Source organism: Bradyrhizobium sp. AZCC 1610 (assembly GCF_036924515.1).
GTDB lineage: Bacteria > Pseudomonadota > Alphaproteobacteria > Rhizobiales > Xanthobacteraceae > Bradyrhizobium.
Genome location: NZ_JAZHRR010000001.1, coordinates 2295023 through 2314070 on the forward strand (window position 1 = coordinate 2295023; position 19048 = coordinate 2314070).

Genomic DNA, 19048 nt, shown 5'->3' on the forward strand with positions numbered 1-19048 from the left:
GCAATTTCGGTGGGGCAACAGCCATGGATCGTCGGAGTGTATCGGAGGGCGTTCCTCTCGGCCGCAAGGATCTGTTCGGGCACGATGCCCCAGGCTCGTGGTGGCTTCCCCCGAAATCGTGGTCACTCTTCCCGATCCACACGGGAGATAACGGCGCCGGCAATGGTGGCAACGGCCATTTTGCAGGGAGCCTGATCGAGAGGAGCTACGCTGCTTTCGAACCGCTCAACGTGGCGCAGGCCGGCTCCCATGCCACAGCCAACGCCTATCAGACGAACATCGTGTATGTTGATCAGTCCGCGACCCAGACCGCGGGAATCGGCGGTGATGGCGGCAATTGGAATGCCGCATCAGGCGGAATGGTCGGCGCGTTCGGGTCTGTCGTCCCTGGCGTGATCGGTACCGGTGACAACAGCGCCGGCAATGGTGGCGATGGCCACTTTTCCGGATCGATGGTGCATGCGCCCGTCGCGGTCTATAGCCCGATCAACATCGCGGTGGCGGGCTCCCATTCGAAGGCCGACGCCCATCAGACGAACATTGCCTATTTTGATCAATCCGCGACCCAGATCGCGGGAGTTGGCGGTAATGGCGGCAATGGCAATGCCGCATCAGGTGGAAGCGTCGGCGCGTTCGGGTCTGGCGCCTCGGGCGCGATCAGTACGGGTGAGAACAGCGCCGGCAACGGTGGCGATGGATACGCTTATGGGGGCATCATTCACGCGACCTTTGCGTTTTACTACCCGATCAACATCGCTGTGGCGGGATACAATTCCACTGCTCACGCCGAGCAGACAAACGACGTCGTGTTCGATCAATCCGCTGTTCAGATGGCCGGCGTCGGCGGTGATGGCGGGAACGGCAACGCCGCGTTTGGCGGAACTGCGGACATTTTCTCTTCCATCTTCGATTTGATCGGCTCTGACGTCATCGCGACCGGCCACAACAGCGCCGGCAATGGCGGGAATGGCCATTTCTCAGGAAGCCTCGTCGACATCAACGTGGCCATTTACGCGCCGATCAACATTGCGGTCGCCGGCTACAATTCAACTGCCGAGGCTCATCAGAGCAACCACGTTCAGTTCGATCAGAGCGCGATCCAGATTGCCGGCATCGGTGGCGACGGCGGCTACGGCAACGCTGCGCTTGGCGGCGATCTCGCCATGCACCTGTTGGCGGACCTTCACTTGCTGGATCACCTTGCCTAGAGCCTTTTCCCTTTTCGATCGAATCGAAACGGCGCCCCAGGTTCTGATTTGACGCGTCGTGCTGGCGCGAACCTCTCAGCTTCACTTGAAAAGGCTCGAGCGGCGTTGGAGCTGTCCGGATCCCGGCAGCGAGAGCGTAGCATTTCGGGCGTACACCCTCGCTCGGATGACATCAGCTTTGGCGGCTAGACCGAGCCGGTGTGCAAATTCAAGATCGTTGCCGTCCACATTGGGACGCACAGTGTGCAAACCGCATCAGGGAGACTCACATGGCAAAGGCATCATTTCCTTCCGACACGATCGTGTTCAAGGCCTCGACCGGCGGCAACAGCGCGGGGAACGGTGGAAACGGTTACAACGAGGGCAATATCATCAGCAACCCGAGTATCAAGTTCGAGCCGACCAACAAGGCCGAAGGCGCCGACGTCCACGTCAAGAACGGCGATGACGTTTACCAGAAGGCATACTGGGACGCCGGCGGTGCGAATGCGAAGGCGGAGAAGCATTCCAAGGCAGAGGGCGGAAAGGCCGTGTCGAACGGCGACCAGGAATCGAAAAGCGGCCATAACAAATCCGACGTGGATGCCAACACGAAGGCCTATCAGGACAACTGGCTCGCTGCGGACCAGAGCCAGACTGTGATGGCCGGCGTCGGCGGAGACGGCGGAAACGACAACAAGGCGGAAGGTGGGGACATCTACTTCAAGGCCAGCATCGAATCCGCGAACCTGAACGACGTGCTTAACGATTCCAAGTACTTCCATATCGACGATTCAGGCATGTTCAGCTGATCAATGCCTGTGTGGGGTGAGGCCGGCGGCGCAATGCCGCCGGTTCTCAATTCGTCGCGGAGTCGACGAGGAATGAGCGGAAGGCTCGGACTTCAGATCTGGCGGGACCGCAATGCTGATGCCACCGCTCCAGCCGCAGAAAATGTCACCGCCGCGGACGCCGTTGAATTCGGCGCTGCGGGCGTGCGCGGGGTCGCTCGGACTCGTTTTCGCATATAGCTGCAGCTACAACCTTCTTCTTCTCGCGCCTTCCATCTATCTGCTTCAGATCTATGATCGCGTGCTGTCGAGCCGCAGCGGCGCTACGCTCCTGATGCTGGCGCTCATCGTTGCGTTTACCGTCGTGGTTGGCGGCGTGCTTGATGCGCTGCGCCGCGCTGCATTGGGCCGGATGGGCGAGTGGCTTGAAGAAGAACTCCATCCGTCAGCGCTGTCCGCGTGCTTCAAATGCGCCCATGCCGATCGGGCGCGGGCATCGGAGGCATATCGCGATCTTGCGATCCTGCGTCAGTTCGCTCAGTCCGGAGCCTGCTCGACCTTGTTTGACGCGCTCTGGACACCGCTCTTCCTCGGCGTTCTCTTCCTCGTGCATCCCTTGCTCGGAGTGATAGGCGTGCTCAGCGTGCTTTTCCTGCTGGGTCTCGGGCTTGTCGAAGACTGGCTCACGGAAGCACCGCTGGCGCGGTCAGCTGGCGCGCTGACGAGGAGCCAGGGATGGTTCGGCATGGCCGCCGCAAACCTCCACGTGATCAGGGCGATGGGAATGCTCGACGGCGCCGCGCGCCTGATCTGCCAGGCTGCGCAGGACGCAAGGAGCGAGCAAGAGGTGGTCCAACGCCGCCACGAAACCATCATGCTGATCTCCAAACCCGCGCGGGCGCTGGCGCAGGTACTGATCATGGGCTCTGCCGCCTGGCTCGTCCTGGAACAGAGCAGAAGCCCCGCTATCATATTTGCCACGACCCTGTTGTTCGGACGCGCGCTCGCCCCCGTTGAAGGGGCGGTTGCAGGCTGGAAGGCATTCGCGATGGCCTTGGCCGCCTACCGCCGGCTCAATGACATCATGTCCGCTGTCACTACGGTTGCGAACGTCAGGGCTCTTCCGGAGAGCCCGAAGGGCGGCCTCATCGTCAACAATGTTGGCGTCGCCGTGCCGGGATCGGACCATTGGGTGCTGAAGGATGTGTCATTCAGCCTCGCACCCGGTGAATGCCTGGGCATCATTGGTCAATCAGGCTCCGGCAAATCCACCCTCGGCAGGATCATCACTGGAATCTCCGCACCGACGGCAGGTTCTGTCCTGCTCGATGGCATCGACATTCTAGCCCTGCACGATTCGGGCGGCGGTTGGCGCCTCGGATATCTGCCGCAGGATATCGATCTCTTCGGAGAAACGGTAAAGGACATCATTGCACGGCTGGACGACGCCGATCTGCAGAAGGTCATTGAAGCAGCGAAGCTGGCCGGCCTTCACGAGACGATCATCCGGCTGCCGCAGGCGTATGATACGGTCGTCAATGGCGGAGGGGCCAATCTCCCACGCGGGTTTCGCCAGCGCCTCGGCCTTGCACGGGCGTTCTTTGGCGACCCGCACCTCGTGGTCCTCGACGAGCCGAACTCCAGCCTGGACTCTCTCGGCGAACACGTGCTCTTCGATGCCATTGAACGGATGAAGGCGGCCAATACAACTGTCATCATCATCACCCACCGCATAGGGATCCTTGGCGCAACGAACAAGCTTGCCATCATGCAGGGCGGTGCGGTCAGCGCATTCGGAGAGAGCAGGGAAATTTTCGAAAGGTGTTTGACACGCCCCCAAGTTGCTTCGCGCGAGCCTGTCTCATGAAAATTTCAGTCGCTCACTTCAAACTTCGAGAGGCTCCACGGTGGTTGAGATCGGCGGCGCCCGCGCTCTGCGACCGGCTTCGCAGTGTCACCTGGATCCGCATCAAACGTTTTCACGGTCTCTTTGCCCGAAGGGGATGGGCCCGTCTGAAAATTACATTCGCTCACGTCGAGATTTGGGAGGTCCCACGGTGGTTGAGATCGGCGCCGCCGGCGCTCCGCGACCGACTTCGCGGCGTCACCTGGACTGGAAATTTGCTGGTTTGCGGCTTTGTCGTTGGTCTCGGTACCTGGTCAACCTATGCCCCCCTCGAGAGTGCCGCGATTGCGATCGGCACCCTCGAATCCGAGTCGAGCCGCAAGACGATTCAGCACCTGGAGGGTGGCATCATCAGGGAAATTCTGGTCGCGGACGGAGACGTGGTCCGCGCCGGACAAACGCTGATCTCGTTGGAGGACACCAAGGCCCGTGCCGAAGCCCAGAGCCTGCAAGGCCAATTGTGGGAGACGACGGCGCGAGAAGCCCGGCTGCAGGCGGAACAGCATGGAGAAGAACAAGTGTCGTTTCCGGCCAGGTTGGAGATGGCGCGGAATGCTGGTTCGTCGGTCGCAGATGTCCTTGCGGGACAGCAAGCCATCTTCGAAACGCGTCGGCAGGTCTTTCAATCGCAAGCGGCCGTAAATCGGGAGAAAAGGTCGCAGGTGGAAAAAGAGATCGAGGGCCTCAGGGCGCAGGAAAGCGCGGCCTCAAGGCGCATCGAAATCGTCCGCGAAGAAGCGGCGACCGTCGCCATGCTCGTTAACAAGGGACTTGAGCGGCGTCCGCGCCTTCTGAACCTCGAGCGGGAGATGGCTGACATCGAGGGGCGGCGGGGTGAGATTGTCGCGCAGATATCGCGCGCCGGGCAGGTTATCAACGAATCGCAGGCAACTCTTCTCAAACTCGAGAACGACCGCCAGAACGAGATCGCACAGTCGCTGCGCGAGGTGCAAAACCAGATTTTTCAGATACGCGAACGACTGCAGGCGGCCGACGACCAACTGTCACGAACGGCGGTCAAGGCGCCCCAGGATGGCGTGGTAACGGACTTGAGGATTCATACCCCAGGCGGCGTCATTGGCGCCGGCGCACCTCTCATGGATCTGGTTCCCCGGCAGGATCGGCTTATCGTGATTGCGCGCGTCAGGCCCGAGGACATCGATGTGGTCCGTCCCGGATTGAGCGCCGACGTGAATCTGTTGCCCTACAATCAGCGCCGCGTACCACGGCTCCATGGGATTGTGACGCACGTTTCTGCCGACCGTCTGCTCGACAAGCGCACGGATCAGCCCTACTACGCAACGAAGATTCGCGTGCAGGATCCGACGAGCGCCGGGATCGATGGTGTCCAGATTATTCCGGGAATGCCGGCCCAGGTGTTCATCAAGACGGGTCGCGGCACCGTGGCGCTCTACGCTCTCCGGCCTCTGCTCGACAGCTTCCACGGCGCGTTCCGCGAGGATTAAGCTGCGCTCAGAACTGTGAGCTCAGGCAGCTCTCAAGATGACCGCACCCGTGAGGGCTGCGCATGACCGTTGGCTCGCCGGCTCCAGCGAACGACCGCCTCGGTGCGGTTGTGCGCGGAGCATTTTCGCATGATACGTTGAATATGCATTTTTACGGTATTTTCCGAAAGGTTGAGCCTGACAGCAATCAACTTGTTGGGAAGGCCGAGCTGCAGCGCCTCGAGCACGTGTTGTTCGCGTGGCGTAAGGTCGACCATCGCCTTCTCCGGCACAATCGCGGTGGCGCCGTTACCCTCGTTAGTTCCGAATAGCTCGGGCGCGTCGGAGCATTCCGATATCGCCTTGAGGCTTGACGCTCCATCTTGCCCAATGATCGGTAGGGGTCGGTAGACCCCACCGGCAAGAACCAGGCGTAGTCCGGCGATAGCGACTTCGATCGGGATCGATGTCGGAAAAAAGCCACGCACTCCCCGTTGCATCGCAGCTGAAGCCGTCGCGTCGTCGTCGCGATTTGACAACACAGCAACGGACGCTTTCGGGCAGGATTCTGCGAGGAGGGCGAGGCTATCCTCGATCGAAGGGTCAGTGATCTGCTTGTCCCCGATATTCAGCGCAATCAAGCGGATTTCTCTGCCTGATAGCCAGTTCAGACCACTCGTCGTTGCCATCTCGACGATCTCGAATCCAGTGAGTTCTCTCTTGAGGATATTGAGGATGCACGTACGCGCCAGGACATGTTGCTCGATGATCACGAGCACCGGCGAGTTTTGTGATACCAAGGCTGGTTCCGCGGGATTAGAAAAATCGTCCATGATGTCCCCGAATTCAGAGAAGGGCTTGAGTCACTCCACCAGTTTTGATTTCCATTTTCCATGGAGCAAAGTCTGCCCCACACACTCTGCAGCGAATTGCTGCTGATCGCGACGTTGCTCCCGACTTTCGAGTGCGTTCGCAGGAACGTCGTCAGGACCTTCTGGTCCGCGGCAATAGATATTGGCAGCGGTTCTGTTGTTTAGGCTAGCTGCAAATATTGCGATACGCGCTCGCCGCCGCCGAGTTCGCGGGGCCATCGACGACGTATGCTTCATCTTCCGTCACGAGATATAGAAACGGCCTGTCTCCGGTATCTTCGCCCGCCGCCTTTTTTCCTTTGACACGGCCGCAAATGGTGTCGACGGACTTCCCGAGCGTATTTTTGCGGATGGCCCGTTTCATCTCACCGAACTCGGCGGACGCCGGGTCCTCCAACTTCGCAGCAATCGTGGTCTTCGCCTTGACAATGACTGGATCGGACGTCTCAGCGGGCCGACCAGATGCCGGAGCCTCGACTTTCGCTTCGATCATGGGGGACTTCGCCTTTTTCTCAGCGGGTTGGGGCTTGTCACGGGCGTGGGCAATCGACGGCTGTTCCGTCTTCGTCGCGATCGTGGACTTGACTTTTGTTGTCGCGGAATTGGTCCTGGATGACGCTGACGCCGGTTCAATCGACCGACTGACCGCCATCCCGTTGAGACAGCCGGACCCGCTCGCGTCCGTGCATGCTTCCATGCTCGCTTGCGGCGGTAAAAGGCAGCTACAGCCAACCAGGGTCGCAGCCATAACACCAATGAGAAGCGTTCTCATGCTAATCCCTCATAAGGGGCCTGAGTTCCGCTCGCACTTCTTGCGGCGATCTAATGTTGCGCTGGTTGTCTATCATTTGCGCAAAAGTATTAACTGCTTGTTAAACGCCCGTCCTTCGCCGCGGCAAGCTCTTACATCGCTATGCCGGCGCATTACAGTTCGCATCAGGTTTTCGTGGTGGATCGGGCGAAGCTGCTCAGCAGGTCGATATCTGACTCCACCCGGTTTGCGCTATCATTACGGCCTTGCTGGACATCATTGCGACTGCCGTCCTGCGAATGGCGCACGATAGCGTGCGCTCCATCGAGCGCAGGCTTCGCCTGGGTTCGGATCGCGTAAATGCCGACGTGTTAACTTTGCGCGCCGAAGGCGGGTCATAGAGCGGGCTTCGACTAAGCGGCGCATGACCTTCATTGACGAAATTCGGAGTCGACCGCTTTTTGCGCAAAGCGGCCGATGTGGCCTGATGTTGGATTTGGCTGTATCCGGTTGGCTGACCTAGCTCAAACTTCCCCATGATGGATTGGAGCGAGAGTTCATGATTTTCAAATAGTTAGAGAGCGGTGTGTGCACGATGTGTGCACCGGGAGATCAAAGAAAATCAAACGGCACCAACGTGAGCAAGCTGAACTGAACCCTCTGCAGTGTCAGTAGCAGGCTGATGCTTCAAGGGAGGGCTGCTTCAGAAACAAGGAAAGCGGATCTTTGCGACGAACTCATTTCGAGGGATGATCTGCTGAAATGAAGTGAAGCAAGAGCTGCGCCGACCATCGGGAAAACGCCGTGCTGCGAGCGAGTCGGCTTTTACTGCGGAGTAATGCCGGCATCCTTGATTATCCGACCCCATCGGTCGATTTCACTCTTGAGGAGGGCTTCGAGCGCCGCTGGCCTTGCGCGTTCCTGCTCGACGGGAGCCATGCTGAGTTCAGCGAAGCGGTTGACCAAGGGCGGGTCCTTCAGCGCTTTTTGCAGGGCGTCGACGAGCGCGTCCATGATCGGCTTCGGCGTATTGCGTGGTGCATACAGCCCGTACCAGGTCGTGACCTCAAACTTCGGCACTCCGGCCTCCGCCGAAGTCGGCACGTTCGGCAGGGTCGGGACGCGCTTTTTGCTGGTGATGGCGTAGCCCGGGATGGTGCCGGCCTGAATATAGGGCGTCGGCCCGGTGGCCGGATCGCAATAGACGTCGATGTGACCGGCGATGATATCGTTCAGCGCGGGACCGCCACCTTTGTAATAGATAGGTGTGAGCTTGGCTTCGATGGCGCTCATGAACATCAGCCCGCACAGATGTGACGCGGAACCGAGCCCCACATTGCCGTAGGTGACCTTATCACCCTGCGCGCGCACGTAGGTGACGAGCTCCTTCAGGTCCTTGGCTGGAAAGTTCGCGCGCGCCACCAGGATCATCGGTACGTCGGTGACGAGACCGATTGGCGCGAAATCGCCGACTGGGTCGAACGGCAATTTCGCGTAGAGAGCGGGCGCGGTTGCTTGGCCGACATGCATCAGCAGCAGGGTGTAACCGTCAGGCGCGGCTTTGGCGACACGATTGGTACCGAGGGTGCCACCGGCGCCGACGACGTTTTCTATAACGATCGCCTGCTTCAGTGTCGCACTCATCGATGTCCCGAGCAGGCGGGCAATTACGTCGCCTGGGCCGCCGGCCGAGAACGGCACGACAAGCGTGATCGGCCGGCTCGGGAATTCCTGGGCGAATGCCGGCAGTACGGGCGACAGCAACAGCATCAGCAGAACGCTTACAAACCTCATGACAACTTCCTATTGGCCTCGTGGCCCTTTGAAACAACTTGATTGGAATAAGGACTGGTCACTCATCGGCGATCGCCTTCTCGTTCGACGCGGATGATTGCTCGATCATGCTGAGCGCGGCCACGGCCGCTGCCTTGATATGATCGACGCAGCATTGCTCGGCAAGATCAGGATCGCCGCTCTGGATGGCACGCCAGATCGCGGTGACCTCGCGCAGGCTCTTGTTGATGCGCTTCGGCTGCGACATCGAGGTAATCCGCAACAGCGTGATCCGGTCATGCAGCGGCCTGAGCATTCGTTCAATGAAAGCGTTCTGACAGCCGCCGATAAGCGCCGCATAAAACTCCGTCTTGGCTTCGAGGGCCGTCATCAGGTCGCCATCGGCGAATGCGGCTTTCAGTTTGGAGAGTGCATCGCCGATCCGTCGAACGACAGCGGGATCGCGCAGGCGTGCGCATTCACGTCCGGCAAATCCCTCGAGAACGGCACGCGCCGCGTAGAGCTGTTTTGCTTCCTCGAGACTGATGGTGCTGACGACGGGACCGCGATGGGGGACCGTGTTGACCAGGCCGTCGGCCTCCAGCAGCCGAAGCGCCTCGCGAATGGACGGGCGGCTCACGCCGGTCATCTCGCAAAGTTCACGTTCGATCAGGCGCTGGCCTGGCTTCAGGGTCCCGGACATGATCGCTTCACGCAGCTTTTGGGCGACCCTCGACCGGACGGTCGGAACGTCCTCGATCCGGAGCGTGCATTGCAATTCACCGCGTTTATCCATTGTCTACCGCCTTGGTACCGGCATTGGTTCAATAGCGATTTACGGGCAGAATCATCATCTCCGCAATCTGAACATGCGGCGGCTGATCCAACGCAAAGACGATCGACCGGGCAATATCGGCCGGATCGAGCGCCATCTTGAACTGGTCGAAATAGTCCTTTTCCTTGGTCCGGTCGCCGCGATAGCGGGTGAGGATGATGTTGGTCCTGGTCAAGCCGGGCTGCATTTCGGTCACCCGGATCGCCGTTTCCGCCAGCTCTCCACGGAGCGTCCCGGTAAACATGTGGACGCCCGCCTTGCTGGCACTGTAAGCGGCCATGTCGGGAACGATGCGTACGGCATTGATCGAGCTGACATTGACGATGTGGCCTGAGTTACGTCTGACCATGTCGGGCAGGAGGCTACGGGTCACCCGCATCAGGCCGATCAAATTGGTCTGTATGATCGCGGACCAATCGTCGGCCGCGCCGGCATCGAAGCGCGTCCGGCCGCCGATGTCGTGACCGGCGTTGTTGACGAGGATGTCGACAGGCTTGAAGGCGTCCGGGATGAGGTCGGGCAGGCGGTCCACGGCTTTGGCGTCGGTAATATCGAGTTCGATCGGCAATGTCTTGTCGCCCATTTCGGCGGCGAACTCGCGAAGGGAGGCCGGGTCGCGGTCAGCCAGCACGACCCGTCGCCCGCTTTCGACCAGTGCTTTCGTAATGGCGCGACCCATGCCACCGGCGGCGCCGGTTACCACGGCATTTCGGCTCGATGCTTCAGTCATTGCGTATCTCCTGTGGCGGACGGCCGATGGCGCTCATGCGATGGACCAGCCCCCATCGATCGGCAGCGTTGCTCCTGTGATGTCCTGCGCGGCCGGGCTGCACAGGAAGGCCGCCATCGCGCCGACGCCTTCCATGGCGACAAATCGTCCGGTCGGCTGACGCGTCGCCAGATAGTCGCTTGTGGTCTCGTCGATGGTGCGGCCTTTGTCGGCCGCGATCCCTGCGATTTTTACCTGAATGGCCGGCGTGGGCAGCGTGCCCGGGCACAGCGCGTTGCAGGTAATCCCGCTCTTCGTGGTTTCGATTGCGACCGCACGGGTCATGCCGAGGATGGCGGTCTTGGTGGTCACATAGTCGATGCGGTCCGCGACGGCGCGGGTCGAATAGATCGAGGCCATGTTGATGATGCGGCCCCAGCGTCGCTCTTTCATCCCGGGCAATGCGAGACGGATCAGGTCGAACGGGGCCGACAGGTTGACGGCGAGCGCCTCGTCCCATCGTTCCGGCGGGAAGTGTTCGACCGGTGAAAAATGCCGGACCACCGCATTGTTCACCAGGATATCGACCGCGCTGGTGCGGCCGAGCAGGTCGGCCATCATCGCTTCTATGGCGGTGCGCTGCGACAGGTCGGCTGCGATGCTGACCACCTCGACGCCAAACTGCGTGCGAAGACGATCTCGCGTCTGGGCCGGTTCGACCAAATCATGCAGGACAATGCTGGCTCCCGCGCCGGCAAGGCTTTCGGCCACGGCCAGGCCCAAGCCTGCCGTTGCCCCGGTCACGAGAGCCCATTTGCCCTTCAACATCGTCTCAGGCCTCGGCTATTTCTTGTCCAGTTCGGCAAACACTTCCTTGGCGTTACGGAAAGCGTCTACGCCGGCCGGCACGCCGCAATAGATCGCGACCTGCATGAACACCTCGCGTATCTCTTCGCGCGTGGCGCCGTTGGTTAGTGCGCCCCGCACGTGGGTCTTGAGTTCCTGCGGCCGGTTCAGCGCGCACAGCATCGCCAGGTTGAGAAAGCTGCGGGTCTTGTGCGAAAGGCCTTCGCGGCCCCAGACGTAGCCCCAGCAATATTCCGTCGTGAGGTCCTGCATCGGCCGGTTGAAGTCATCGGCCGATGCGATCGCCTTGTCGACGAACTCGTTCCCCAGCACGCTCTTGCGGATCTGGAGGCCTCGATCGTATGTCGCCTTGTCCATGTCGGTTTCCAATCAGCTAGTTTTTCGGCAGCTAGTTTTTCGGCCAGAACGGCTGCGCGAGCGCCAGTTGCGGCGGGAATACCGTGACCGGTACGCCGGACTGCCATTGCACGATGGTCATCCCGGCGCCGACGCGGCGGCCCTTTTCGTCGAACTTGATCTCGCCGAGCGGGTAATATTTGGAGGGACCGGCATCCATGGAGCGCAGCGCGTCGGCGACGGCAACGCGGTCAGCCTTGCCGGCTTTTTCGAGCGCGTCCTTGATCACCCACATGTCGCCATAGGTGGAGATCGCGTTCTGCGTCATCCAGGGCTCCTTGTAGCGGGTCTTGAGTTCGGCGATCAGCGCCTCGTGCCCCTTGGCGCCCCAGCTGGCGACGCAGGTGAGGAGGCCCTGCAGCAGTTCTGGGCTTACGGTCTGCAGCATGTCGGGTTCGGCGATGGCGATGCCGAACGAGATGGTCGGAATCTTGCCTTGCCCGAGGCCAAACTCGTTCATCTTCTCGAGCAGCAGCTTGGCGTCGGAAATCACGGTCGGTAGGAAGAACAGAAGGTCAGGTTTCGCCGACCGGATTTTTTGAACCAGCGGGGTGGCATCGGCGAGCGGCGGGGTAAAGGTTTCGTCGACGATCAGTTGCAGCCCGTTTTCGGCGAGCAGGCCGTCCCGCATCGCCTTTGCCGAGGAAACTGAGGCTGCCGTGTTGTCGGTGATGATCGCGACCGTCTTGGGTTTCTTGCCTGAGGCCGTTTCCGCCAGCTTCACGATCTGCGGCAACGCCTGCTTTGCCTGTGATCCCGCCGTAGCCGATGTCTGGAAGACATATTTGAAGCCGCGATCGGTAATCAGGTCGGAGTAGGAGAGGGTGAGGAGCGGAAGATTGGCCCGTTCCGTGACTTCCGTGACGGCCAGCGTGAATGAACTCAGATAGGCGCCGCTCGCGGCCACCAGATCGGTCTCCTGGGCGACCATGCGTTGCGCGGCGTTCTTGGCTTTCTCGGTCGTATCGCCGGAATCGAGCACGACCAATTTGAGCCTGGCGCCGCCGAGCGACTTGATGCCACCCTGCGCATTGATGTGTTCGACTCCCATCTCGGCACCGTGGCGCATCACGGCTCCCGGGCGCGCATAGAGGCCCGAGATCGGCACCAGCAATCCGACCTTCACTTCGGACGGTTGCTGAGCCCACACGCGAGACGAGATCAGACCGGCGGATGCCCCGGCGAGCAGGCTGCGCCGCGTCAATGCGACCCGGGTATTCTTTGTCATGACTATTCCTCCCTGAAGTGTTGAAACGCGTTGCGATCAAGCTTTCTTCGGCCAGAACGGAGCAGCTAATCCGAGGTCGGACGGATAGACGGTGACGGGCACCCCGGATTGCCATTGCACAATGACGACGCCGGCGCCGACACGGCGGCCCTTTTCGTCGAACTTGAGCTGGCCGCCGGGGTAGTGCTTCGACGGACCGCCATCCATGGTGCGGAACGCCTGCGCAACGGCAAGACGGTCGGCCTTGCCGGCTTGTTCGAGGGCTGCCTTCATCAGCCACATGTCGCCATAGGTCGAGATAACGTTCTGCGTCATCCAGGGCTCCTTGTACTTCGCCTTCAACTCGGCGATCAGGGCTTCGTGGCCCTTCGAGCCCCAGTTGGCGACGACCGTCATGATGCCCTGCACGGCGTCGGTGCTGACGCTTTGCAGCATGTCGGGTTCGGCGATTGTGATCGAGAAGGAGACAGTTGGAATCTTGCCTTGGCCGAGCCCGAACTCGTTGATTTTTTCGAGGCCGAGTTTGGCGTCCGAGATGGCGTTGGGCATGAACAGCAGCAAATCCGGACGAGCCGACCTGACCTTTTGGATCAGCGGCGTGGCGTCCGAAAGCGGCGGCGTCCACACTTCCTCCACGACCAGTTGCAGGCTTTCCTGCGCAAAGATCTTCTCCTTGAGCGCCTTGGCGGTCGCGACCGACGTCGCCGTATTGTCCATCAGCATCGCTACCGTTTTCGGGCGTTTGCCGGATGCGGCTTCGGCAAGCTTCATCAGTTCGGGCAGGCCAAGCTCCGATTGCCGGCTCGCGGGCGCCGCGGTCTGGAAGATAAATTTGAAGCCGCGTTCAGTCAGCAAGTCCGAATAGGACAGCGTGAGCATCGGAAGTTCGGCACGCTCGGTAACCTCGGTCACCGCCAGCGTGAAGGAGCTGAGATAGGATCCGGTCGCCGCAACCAGATCGGCCTCCTGGGCCACCATCCGCTGCGCTGCGTTCTTGGCTTTTTCCGTGGTGTCGCCGCAATCGATCACGACGAGCTTCATCTTAGCGCCGCCGAGCGATTTGATACCGCCCTGCGCGTTGATGTGCTCGATGCCCATCTCGGCACCCATACGCATCACCTGGCCCGGACGGGTATAGATGCCGGACAACGGCACGATCAGGCAGACCTTGACCTCGGCCGGCTGCTGCGCGCGCGCCACCGTCGACAGACCGACGGCGGCTGCACCTGAGAGCACGGTTCGGCGCGTCAGCGACGTCCTTGAGATATTGTCGGATGCATTGTCCTGGCCCATTTTCGTCCTCTCAATGGTGTTGTTGGTTACATGCCGAGATAGGCCTTGCGGATGCGGTCGTCCGCCCGCAAGGTTTCGTTGTTGCCTTCGAGCGCGACACGGCCGGCCTCGAGGACGTAGCCGTGATCGGCGGACTCGAGCGCCTCCGCCACGCGCTGTTCGACCAGCAGGATCGTCAAGTTTGATTGCCGGCGAATTTCGATCAGCCGTTCGAAGATGAAATCTGCGATGGTCGGCGCGAGACCCATCGAGGGTTCATCCAGCATCAGGAGCTTGGGCGAACCTGCGAGCCCGCGGCCAATCGCCAGCATCTGCTGCTGTCCGCCCGAGAGGGTGCCCGCGAACTGGCCGCGGCGCTCGGCCAGGATGGGAAGCCATTCGAAGATGCGCTCGATGTTGTGTTTCCAGTCGCGCTGGCCGGCCTCGGTCATCGCGCCCATTTCGAGGTTTTCCATCACCGTGAGCGAAGGAAAGACCTGACGGCCTTCCGGTACGTGGGCGATGCCGAGATGCGCGCGTTGCGCGGGCCGGATCGACAGCAGGTCGTGATCCCCGAATGTGATCGTTCCCGCGCTCGGGTGCACGATGCCGGAAATCGTCTTGAACAGCGTGGTCTTGCCGGCGCCGTTCGGTCCGACGATCGCGACGAACTGACCTTCGTCGACCTTGATCGAGACACCGTTCAACACCGGAATCGCGGAGTAGCCGGCGGTCAGCCCTTCAATGCGGAGCATGCGCCACCCATTTTTTGCCGAGATAAGCCTCAATGACGCGGCTGTCGCGGGTGACCGCTTCAGGTTCGCCCTCAACGATCACGGCGCCGTGGTCGAGTACCAGGAAACTGTCGACCAGGCGGACCATCGCCTGCATCGTGTGCTCGATGATCGCGATCGTCATGCCGTCGCGGGCAAGCGCGCTGAATCACTGCAACGACCTCGTTGGCTTCGTCATGTCCGAGGCCTGCGAGCGTCTCGTCGAGCAGCAGGATGCGTGGCTGTCCGGCCAGCGCGCGGGCGAGTTCCATCAGCCGCAATTCCTTGGTCGTGAGTTCGCCCGCGATGCGCTCGGCGATCTCGCACAGTCCGACGCGGGCAATCGCATCGGCCGCCAGCTTCCTTGCCTCGGCATCGGTCCTGGCGCGCACATAGGCTCCGACCACGACATTGTCCGAAATCGACATGCGCAGGAACGGACGCATGATCTGGAAAGTGCGGCCAATGCCGGCCTCGCAGAGTTCGTGCGGCTTGCGGCCGGACATCTCGCGTCCGTCGAGCAAAATCTCGCCGGTACCCGGCCGCAGGAATCCGTTCAGCAGGTTGAACAGCGTGGTCTTGCCGGCCCCGTTGGGACCGATGATTCCGAGGATCTCGTTTTGTCGTAGCTTGAAGCTGACGTCCTGCACGGCCTTCAACCCGCCGAAGGAACGCGACAGGTTACGGACTTCGAGGACGACGTCGCCTGTCCCAGTGGATCGTTTGGCACGCGCTGGCGCCGGTGCGGCGGGGACGGCAGCCGCAACCGGGGCATCATCCGGCGCGCTCGGCTTCGCCGCAGCCGGTGACGCCGACCGCTTGCGCAGGAAGTCACGCACTTTCCAGAACAGGCCTTCAGGCGCGAGAAGGATGACGCATATGATAGCGAGGCCGTAAATCACCCCCTGAATGCCGGGAAAGCGCGAGCCCGCTTCGGCATTGAGCGTTTCGGCCAATGGGATCAGGATCACCGATCCGATCACCGGACCCCAGACCGTTCCAACACCACCGAACATGGCGACCGTCAGCGCCTGTGCCGACACCAGCATGCCGAACACGGATTGCGGGGTCACCACCAGCAGCACGACGGCGTAAAATCCACCAACCGCTCCGGCGATGGCGCCGCTGAGCATGACGGCACGGAGCTTCCAGGCCAGCGTGTTGATCCCGGCGGCTTCCGCGGCCGCCTCATTTTGCTTGATCGCAAGCAGCGCCATGCCGAAGCGCGATCGTTCGATCGCGCGCGTCAACAGGATGGTGCCGAGCATCATGGCCAGCGCCAGCAGTGTGTAGAGACGGTGATCGGCGAATTGCATATAGGCGATCGGATTGTCGCGCTTGATTGGCAGCGTGACTTCCTGAAGGCCGAGCCATTCGAACACGTAGAGAATGGCGAGCGGGTAGGCCAGCATCGCCAGGGCAAAGTAGTGCCCCTGCAGGCGGAAGGTTGGAAAGCCGATCAGCAATCCGGCGATACCGCCGAGAATGGCCGCGATGGGGATCGTTACCCACGGCGACAGATCGAAATGGATCTGGCAAAGCACGACGGTATAGGCGCCGACGCCGAAGAAGGCGGCGTGACCGAACGAGATCAGTCCGGTGTATCCGCTAAGCAGGTTCCACGATAGGCCGAAGATCGCCCAGACCGGAACCAGCGTCATCACCAGCTGGTAGTAGGAATTGGTCACGCTCAGCGACACCGCGGCATAGAGCGCGGTGAAGACAAGGATAGGCAGCAGCGAACGCCATCCGCGCATGGTCATGTCCTCTCGACCATGCGCCCGAAGAAGCCTTGCGGGCGGAAAAAGATGATCAGCAGAAACACGACGAAGATCGCCGCGTTCTGCAATTGCGTGGGCAGGATCAGCGTCGACATCTGCTGAACCAGGCCGATCGTCATGCCGCCCCAGAAGGCGCCGATGATGCTGCCCATGCCGCCAAGCACGACGCCCGCATACATGACGATGACGTATTCGACGCCGACAAAGGGGTGAAAGGGATAGTTGGTGGCGAGCAGGCCGCCGGCAATCGCGGTGATGCCGGTGCCGAGTGCAAAAGCAATGCGGTGCGCGCGGTCGACGTCTATCCCCATATAGGTTGCCGCGGTAGGATTATCGGCGGCGGCGCGCAGCGATTTTCCGATCCGCGACCGCGTGATCATTAGCGTCAGCAGCAGCATCGTCACCAGCGAAACAACCGCATCTATCCCGCGCGCCTTGTTGATGAAGACGCTGACGTCGTAAAACATCGGTCCGAGCTCCCACGCCGAACTCGACAGCGGCGTCCGGATCGAAGCCAGTACCGAGCCGAACACGAGCAGGCCGCCATTCTGCAGGATAAGCGCGATTCCGAGCGTCAGGATGAGCTGGGCATAGTGACCCTCGCCCTCGAGCGAGGAGGTGCGCATGCCTGATACGCGCGAGATCAGGGTAAGATGAACGAAGTAACCGAAGACGGCTAGCACCGGGCCAGCCAGCAGGATCGCGACGAACGGTCCGAAGGTGTTGCCGAACGTGGCCTGTACGCCGAGTGCGGTGAAGAAATAGAACGCCGCGTACATGCCGAGCATCATGAAATCGCCCTGGGCGAAATTAATGACCCGCATGACGCCGAAGATCAGCCCGAGCCCGACGCACATCAGGCCGTAGACCGCGCCGATTAAGAGTCCGGCGGACAACGCCTGCAGGAATCCTTCCAGCGCCTGGGTCACCGGAGACCTCGCGCGGGAAGGGAGTATCCCGGTTTCGCGCCGCCTATAGGTGTGGCAGTCTTGGCCATTTCCGGTTTGAACATCGTGCTCCCCAATTTCCGTTTATCGCTATCGATCATGATGCTGGCCGCAGCCGTTGTTCGGTCGGCTCAAGCCGGCACCATGCGGCGATGACGCGGCTGTCCGCAAGCGACGTGCAATCGTCGACGAGTTCTTCCAGATGCCGCGCGCGCTTGCCGCCGATGACGTCGGAAGCAGCCTGCCGAAAGCGGGCGCGGATTTCGTCCGGCGTTGCGGCGATCACGTTGTCGAGGCGGTGATGGACGGTCGCTCCATTGCGCAGACCAATGAAGATTTCGGCGCCCTGGTTGCCCGGGAATGCGGCGGTGAGATCAGGCGCGCTTTGCAGATCGGTCCGTTCAACGAGGCGGAGTATCCTGGAATCGCCGACATCAGCGTAATTGTCTTCTTCGAGCGCACCGCGCGCCAGCACCGCAGCGACGCTGAAGGGAATGCTCATTTTTGCCTGCAGTGCATTGTGAAATGGCCCTTTGGAGTCGCAGCCGGGGTAGCGGGCCGCTGCCTCCGGGACACGGATCGAAACTGTCTCGATGTCCTCCGATGTCCCGAGTTGGCGCGCGACGCGCAGGGCTGTCTGCGCCGCGGTCTGTGCAAAATTGCAGGCGGGAGCCGGCTTGTTGTAGACGGCCATGATCTGGGGCTGCGGGCCGGCAAACAATCGGATCTCGGACGGGGCAGGCTGACGGCGGAAGGCGGCGAACAATCCGGCCTCGCCCTCAAGGATCGTCTCCGAGGCGAGGGCGCCGGCCTCGGCCAGTTCGATCGCGGCAATTGCGTTGCGCGCGGCGAAGCCCGGATGGAAATACATCTCGGAGCCGCCCGCGCGCGGCCATTCGTTCAAGCCGGACGATGTGTTGGCGGCAATGGCGACTGCGCTGGTTGCGGCATCTTCGGTAAGGCCAAGAGCATAGCTTCCCGCCAACGCTGCGCCGAGTGGCGCAACAAGGCCGGTCGGCCGGTAGAGGCGGGCGAGGTCGGTGGTAAAGAGCGCGCGGCCGATCTGCGCGCCGGCCTCGTAGCCGATGATTGCGGCGCCAAGGAATGTCGCGCCGGATAGCGGCGTTCGTTCCGACAAAGCGAGCAGGGCTGGCCAGATAACCACGCCATGGTGGCAGATGCTGGCGGCGTGCATGTCTTCGCGCACCAGGCCGTGGCCCATGGTCGCGTTCGCGAAAGCCGCGTCGCCCGGTGAGGCGACGGTGCGGGTGCCGATGATGGTTGCGCCGTCTCCGACCGCGCGTGCGATGCCGATCGCCTGGCGGCTCCACGGGTGGTTCCGCGCCTCGAAGGCACAGGAGAGAAAATCGAGCAGGCAGATCTTCGCCTTGGCGATGACTTCGCCATCGAAGCAATGGGGATCGACGGCAAGCGCGGTGCGCGTCAGCGCTCGCGCCAACGAAACCTCGCCTGGTCCGGTCGATCCGATCGTCATGGCAATCGCCCCTCGCGCGC

The 19048-nt window shown here is 61.4% G+C and carries 16 protein-coding genes and 1 pseudogene; 4 read left to right on the forward strand and 13 right to left on the reverse strand.

All coding sequences use genetic code 11. From position 1 onward, the window contains the following. The first annotated feature begins 23 nt into the window (after positions 1–23). From V1279_RS10925 to V1279_RS10940, 4 genes are all read left to right on the forward strand, one after another. Positions 24–1208 (forward strand): hypothetical protein, encoded by a 1185-nt coding sequence (locus V1279_RS10925; RefSeq protein WP_334435243.1) that lies wholly within the window; start codon positions 24–26, stop codon positions 1206–1208. Positions 1209–1477: 269 nt separating this feature from the next. Then, complete coding sequence (locus V1279_RS10930) at positions 1478–1999, forward strand: hypothetical protein (protein WP_063791843.1); 522 nt, start codon at positions 1478–1480, stop codon at positions 1997–1999. A gap of 112 nt (positions 2000–2111) precedes the next feature. Continuing rightward, positions 2112–3845, forward strand: coding sequence for a type I secretion system permease/ATPase (locus V1279_RS10935; protein ID WP_334435251.1), 1734 nt, complete (start codon positions 2112–2114; stop codon positions 3843–3845). After that, entirely contained in the window at positions 3842–5350 is a 1509-nt protein-coding gene (locus V1279_RS10940) for an HlyD family type I secretion periplasmic adaptor subunit (protein ID WP_334435254.1), read from the forward strand. Before V1279_RS10935 ends, V1279_RS10940 begins: the two co-directional genes overlap by 4 nt. Before the next feature lie 32 nt (positions 5351–5382). Here V1279_RS10940 and V1279_RS10945 read toward each other — a convergent pair whose 3' ends face one another. From V1279_RS10945 to V1279_RS11005, 13 genes and pseudogenes are all read right to left on the reverse strand, one after another. Next, positions 5383–6162: a response regulator transcription factor gene (locus V1279_RS10945; RefSeq protein WP_334435257.1), complete on the reverse strand. Its 780-nt coding sequence runs from the start codon at positions 6160–6162 to the stop codon at positions 5383–5385. Between the two features lie 205 nt (positions 6163–6367). Next, the gene (locus V1279_RS10950) at positions 6368–6694 is read right to left on the reverse strand and encodes a hypothetical protein (RefSeq protein ID WP_334435259.1); all 327 of its coding nucleotides are present in this window, start codon (positions 6692–6694) and stop codon (positions 6368–6370) included. Positions 6695–7777: 1083 nt separating this feature from the next. Then, on the reverse strand, positions 7778–8746 hold the full coding sequence (locus V1279_RS10955; protein ID WP_334435261.1) for a tripartite tricarboxylate transporter substrate-binding protein: 969 nt from the start codon (positions 8744–8746) through the stop codon (positions 7778–7780). 58 nt (positions 8747–8804) lie between these two features. Continuing rightward, on the reverse strand, positions 8805–9521 hold the full coding sequence (locus V1279_RS10960; RefSeq protein WP_334435263.1) for a GntR family transcriptional regulator: 717 nt from the start codon (positions 9519–9521) through the stop codon (positions 8805–8807). Positions 9522–9549: 28 nt separating this feature from the next. Beyond that, positions 9550–10290: an SDR family oxidoreductase gene (locus tag V1279_RS10965; protein ID WP_334435265.1), complete on the reverse strand. Its 741-nt coding sequence runs from the start codon at positions 10288–10290 to the stop codon at positions 9550–9552. A gap of 33 nt (positions 10291–10323) precedes the next feature. Then, positions 10324–11097 carry an SDR family oxidoreductase gene (locus V1279_RS10970; protein ID WP_334435267.1) on the reverse strand — a complete coding sequence of 258 codons (774 nt, stop codon included), beginning with the start codon at positions 11095–11097 and terminating at the stop codon, positions 10324–10326. 15 nt (positions 11098–11112) lie between these two features. Then, positions 11113–11493 carry a carboxymuconolactone decarboxylase family protein gene (locus V1279_RS10975; protein ID WP_214486147.1) on the reverse strand — a complete coding sequence of 127 codons (381 nt, stop codon included), beginning with the start codon at positions 11491–11493 and terminating at the stop codon, positions 11113–11115. A 31-nt stretch (positions 11494–11524) separates the two neighbouring features. Next, on the reverse strand, positions 11525–12760 hold the full coding sequence (locus tag V1279_RS10980) for an ABC transporter substrate-binding protein (protein WP_334435274.1): 1236 nt from the start codon (positions 12758–12760) through the stop codon (positions 11525–11527). Positions 12761–12796: 36 nt separating this feature from the next. Next, positions 12797–14053 (reverse strand): ABC transporter substrate-binding protein, encoded by a 1257-nt coding sequence (locus V1279_RS10985; RefSeq protein ID WP_334435277.1) that lies wholly within the window; start codon positions 14051–14053, stop codon positions 12797–12799. Positions 14054–14079: 26 nt separating this feature from the next. Then, on the reverse strand, positions 14080–14787 hold the full coding sequence (locus V1279_RS10990; protein WP_334435280.1) for an ABC transporter ATP-binding protein: 708 nt from the start codon (positions 14785–14787) through the stop codon (positions 14080–14082). Then, a pseudogene (locus V1279_RS10995) lies at positions 14774–16568 on the reverse strand (branched-chain amino acid ABC transporter ATP-binding protein/permease). Before V1279_RS10995 ends, V1279_RS10990 begins: the two are co-directional and overlap by 14 nt. After that, positions 16565–17515 (reverse strand): branched-chain amino acid ABC transporter permease, encoded by a 951-nt coding sequence (locus tag V1279_RS11000; protein ID WP_334435286.1) that lies wholly within the window; start codon positions 17513–17515, stop codon positions 16565–16567. The pseudogene V1279_RS10995 and the gene V1279_RS11000 overlap by 4 nt, the downstream one beginning before the upstream one ends. 115 nt (positions 17516–17630) lie before the next feature. Beyond that, positions 17631–19028 (reverse strand): MmgE/PrpD family protein, encoded by a 1398-nt coding sequence (locus V1279_RS11005; RefSeq protein WP_334435289.1) that lies wholly within the window; start codon positions 19026–19028, stop codon positions 17631–17633. Positions 19029–19048: the final 20 nt, after the last annotated feature.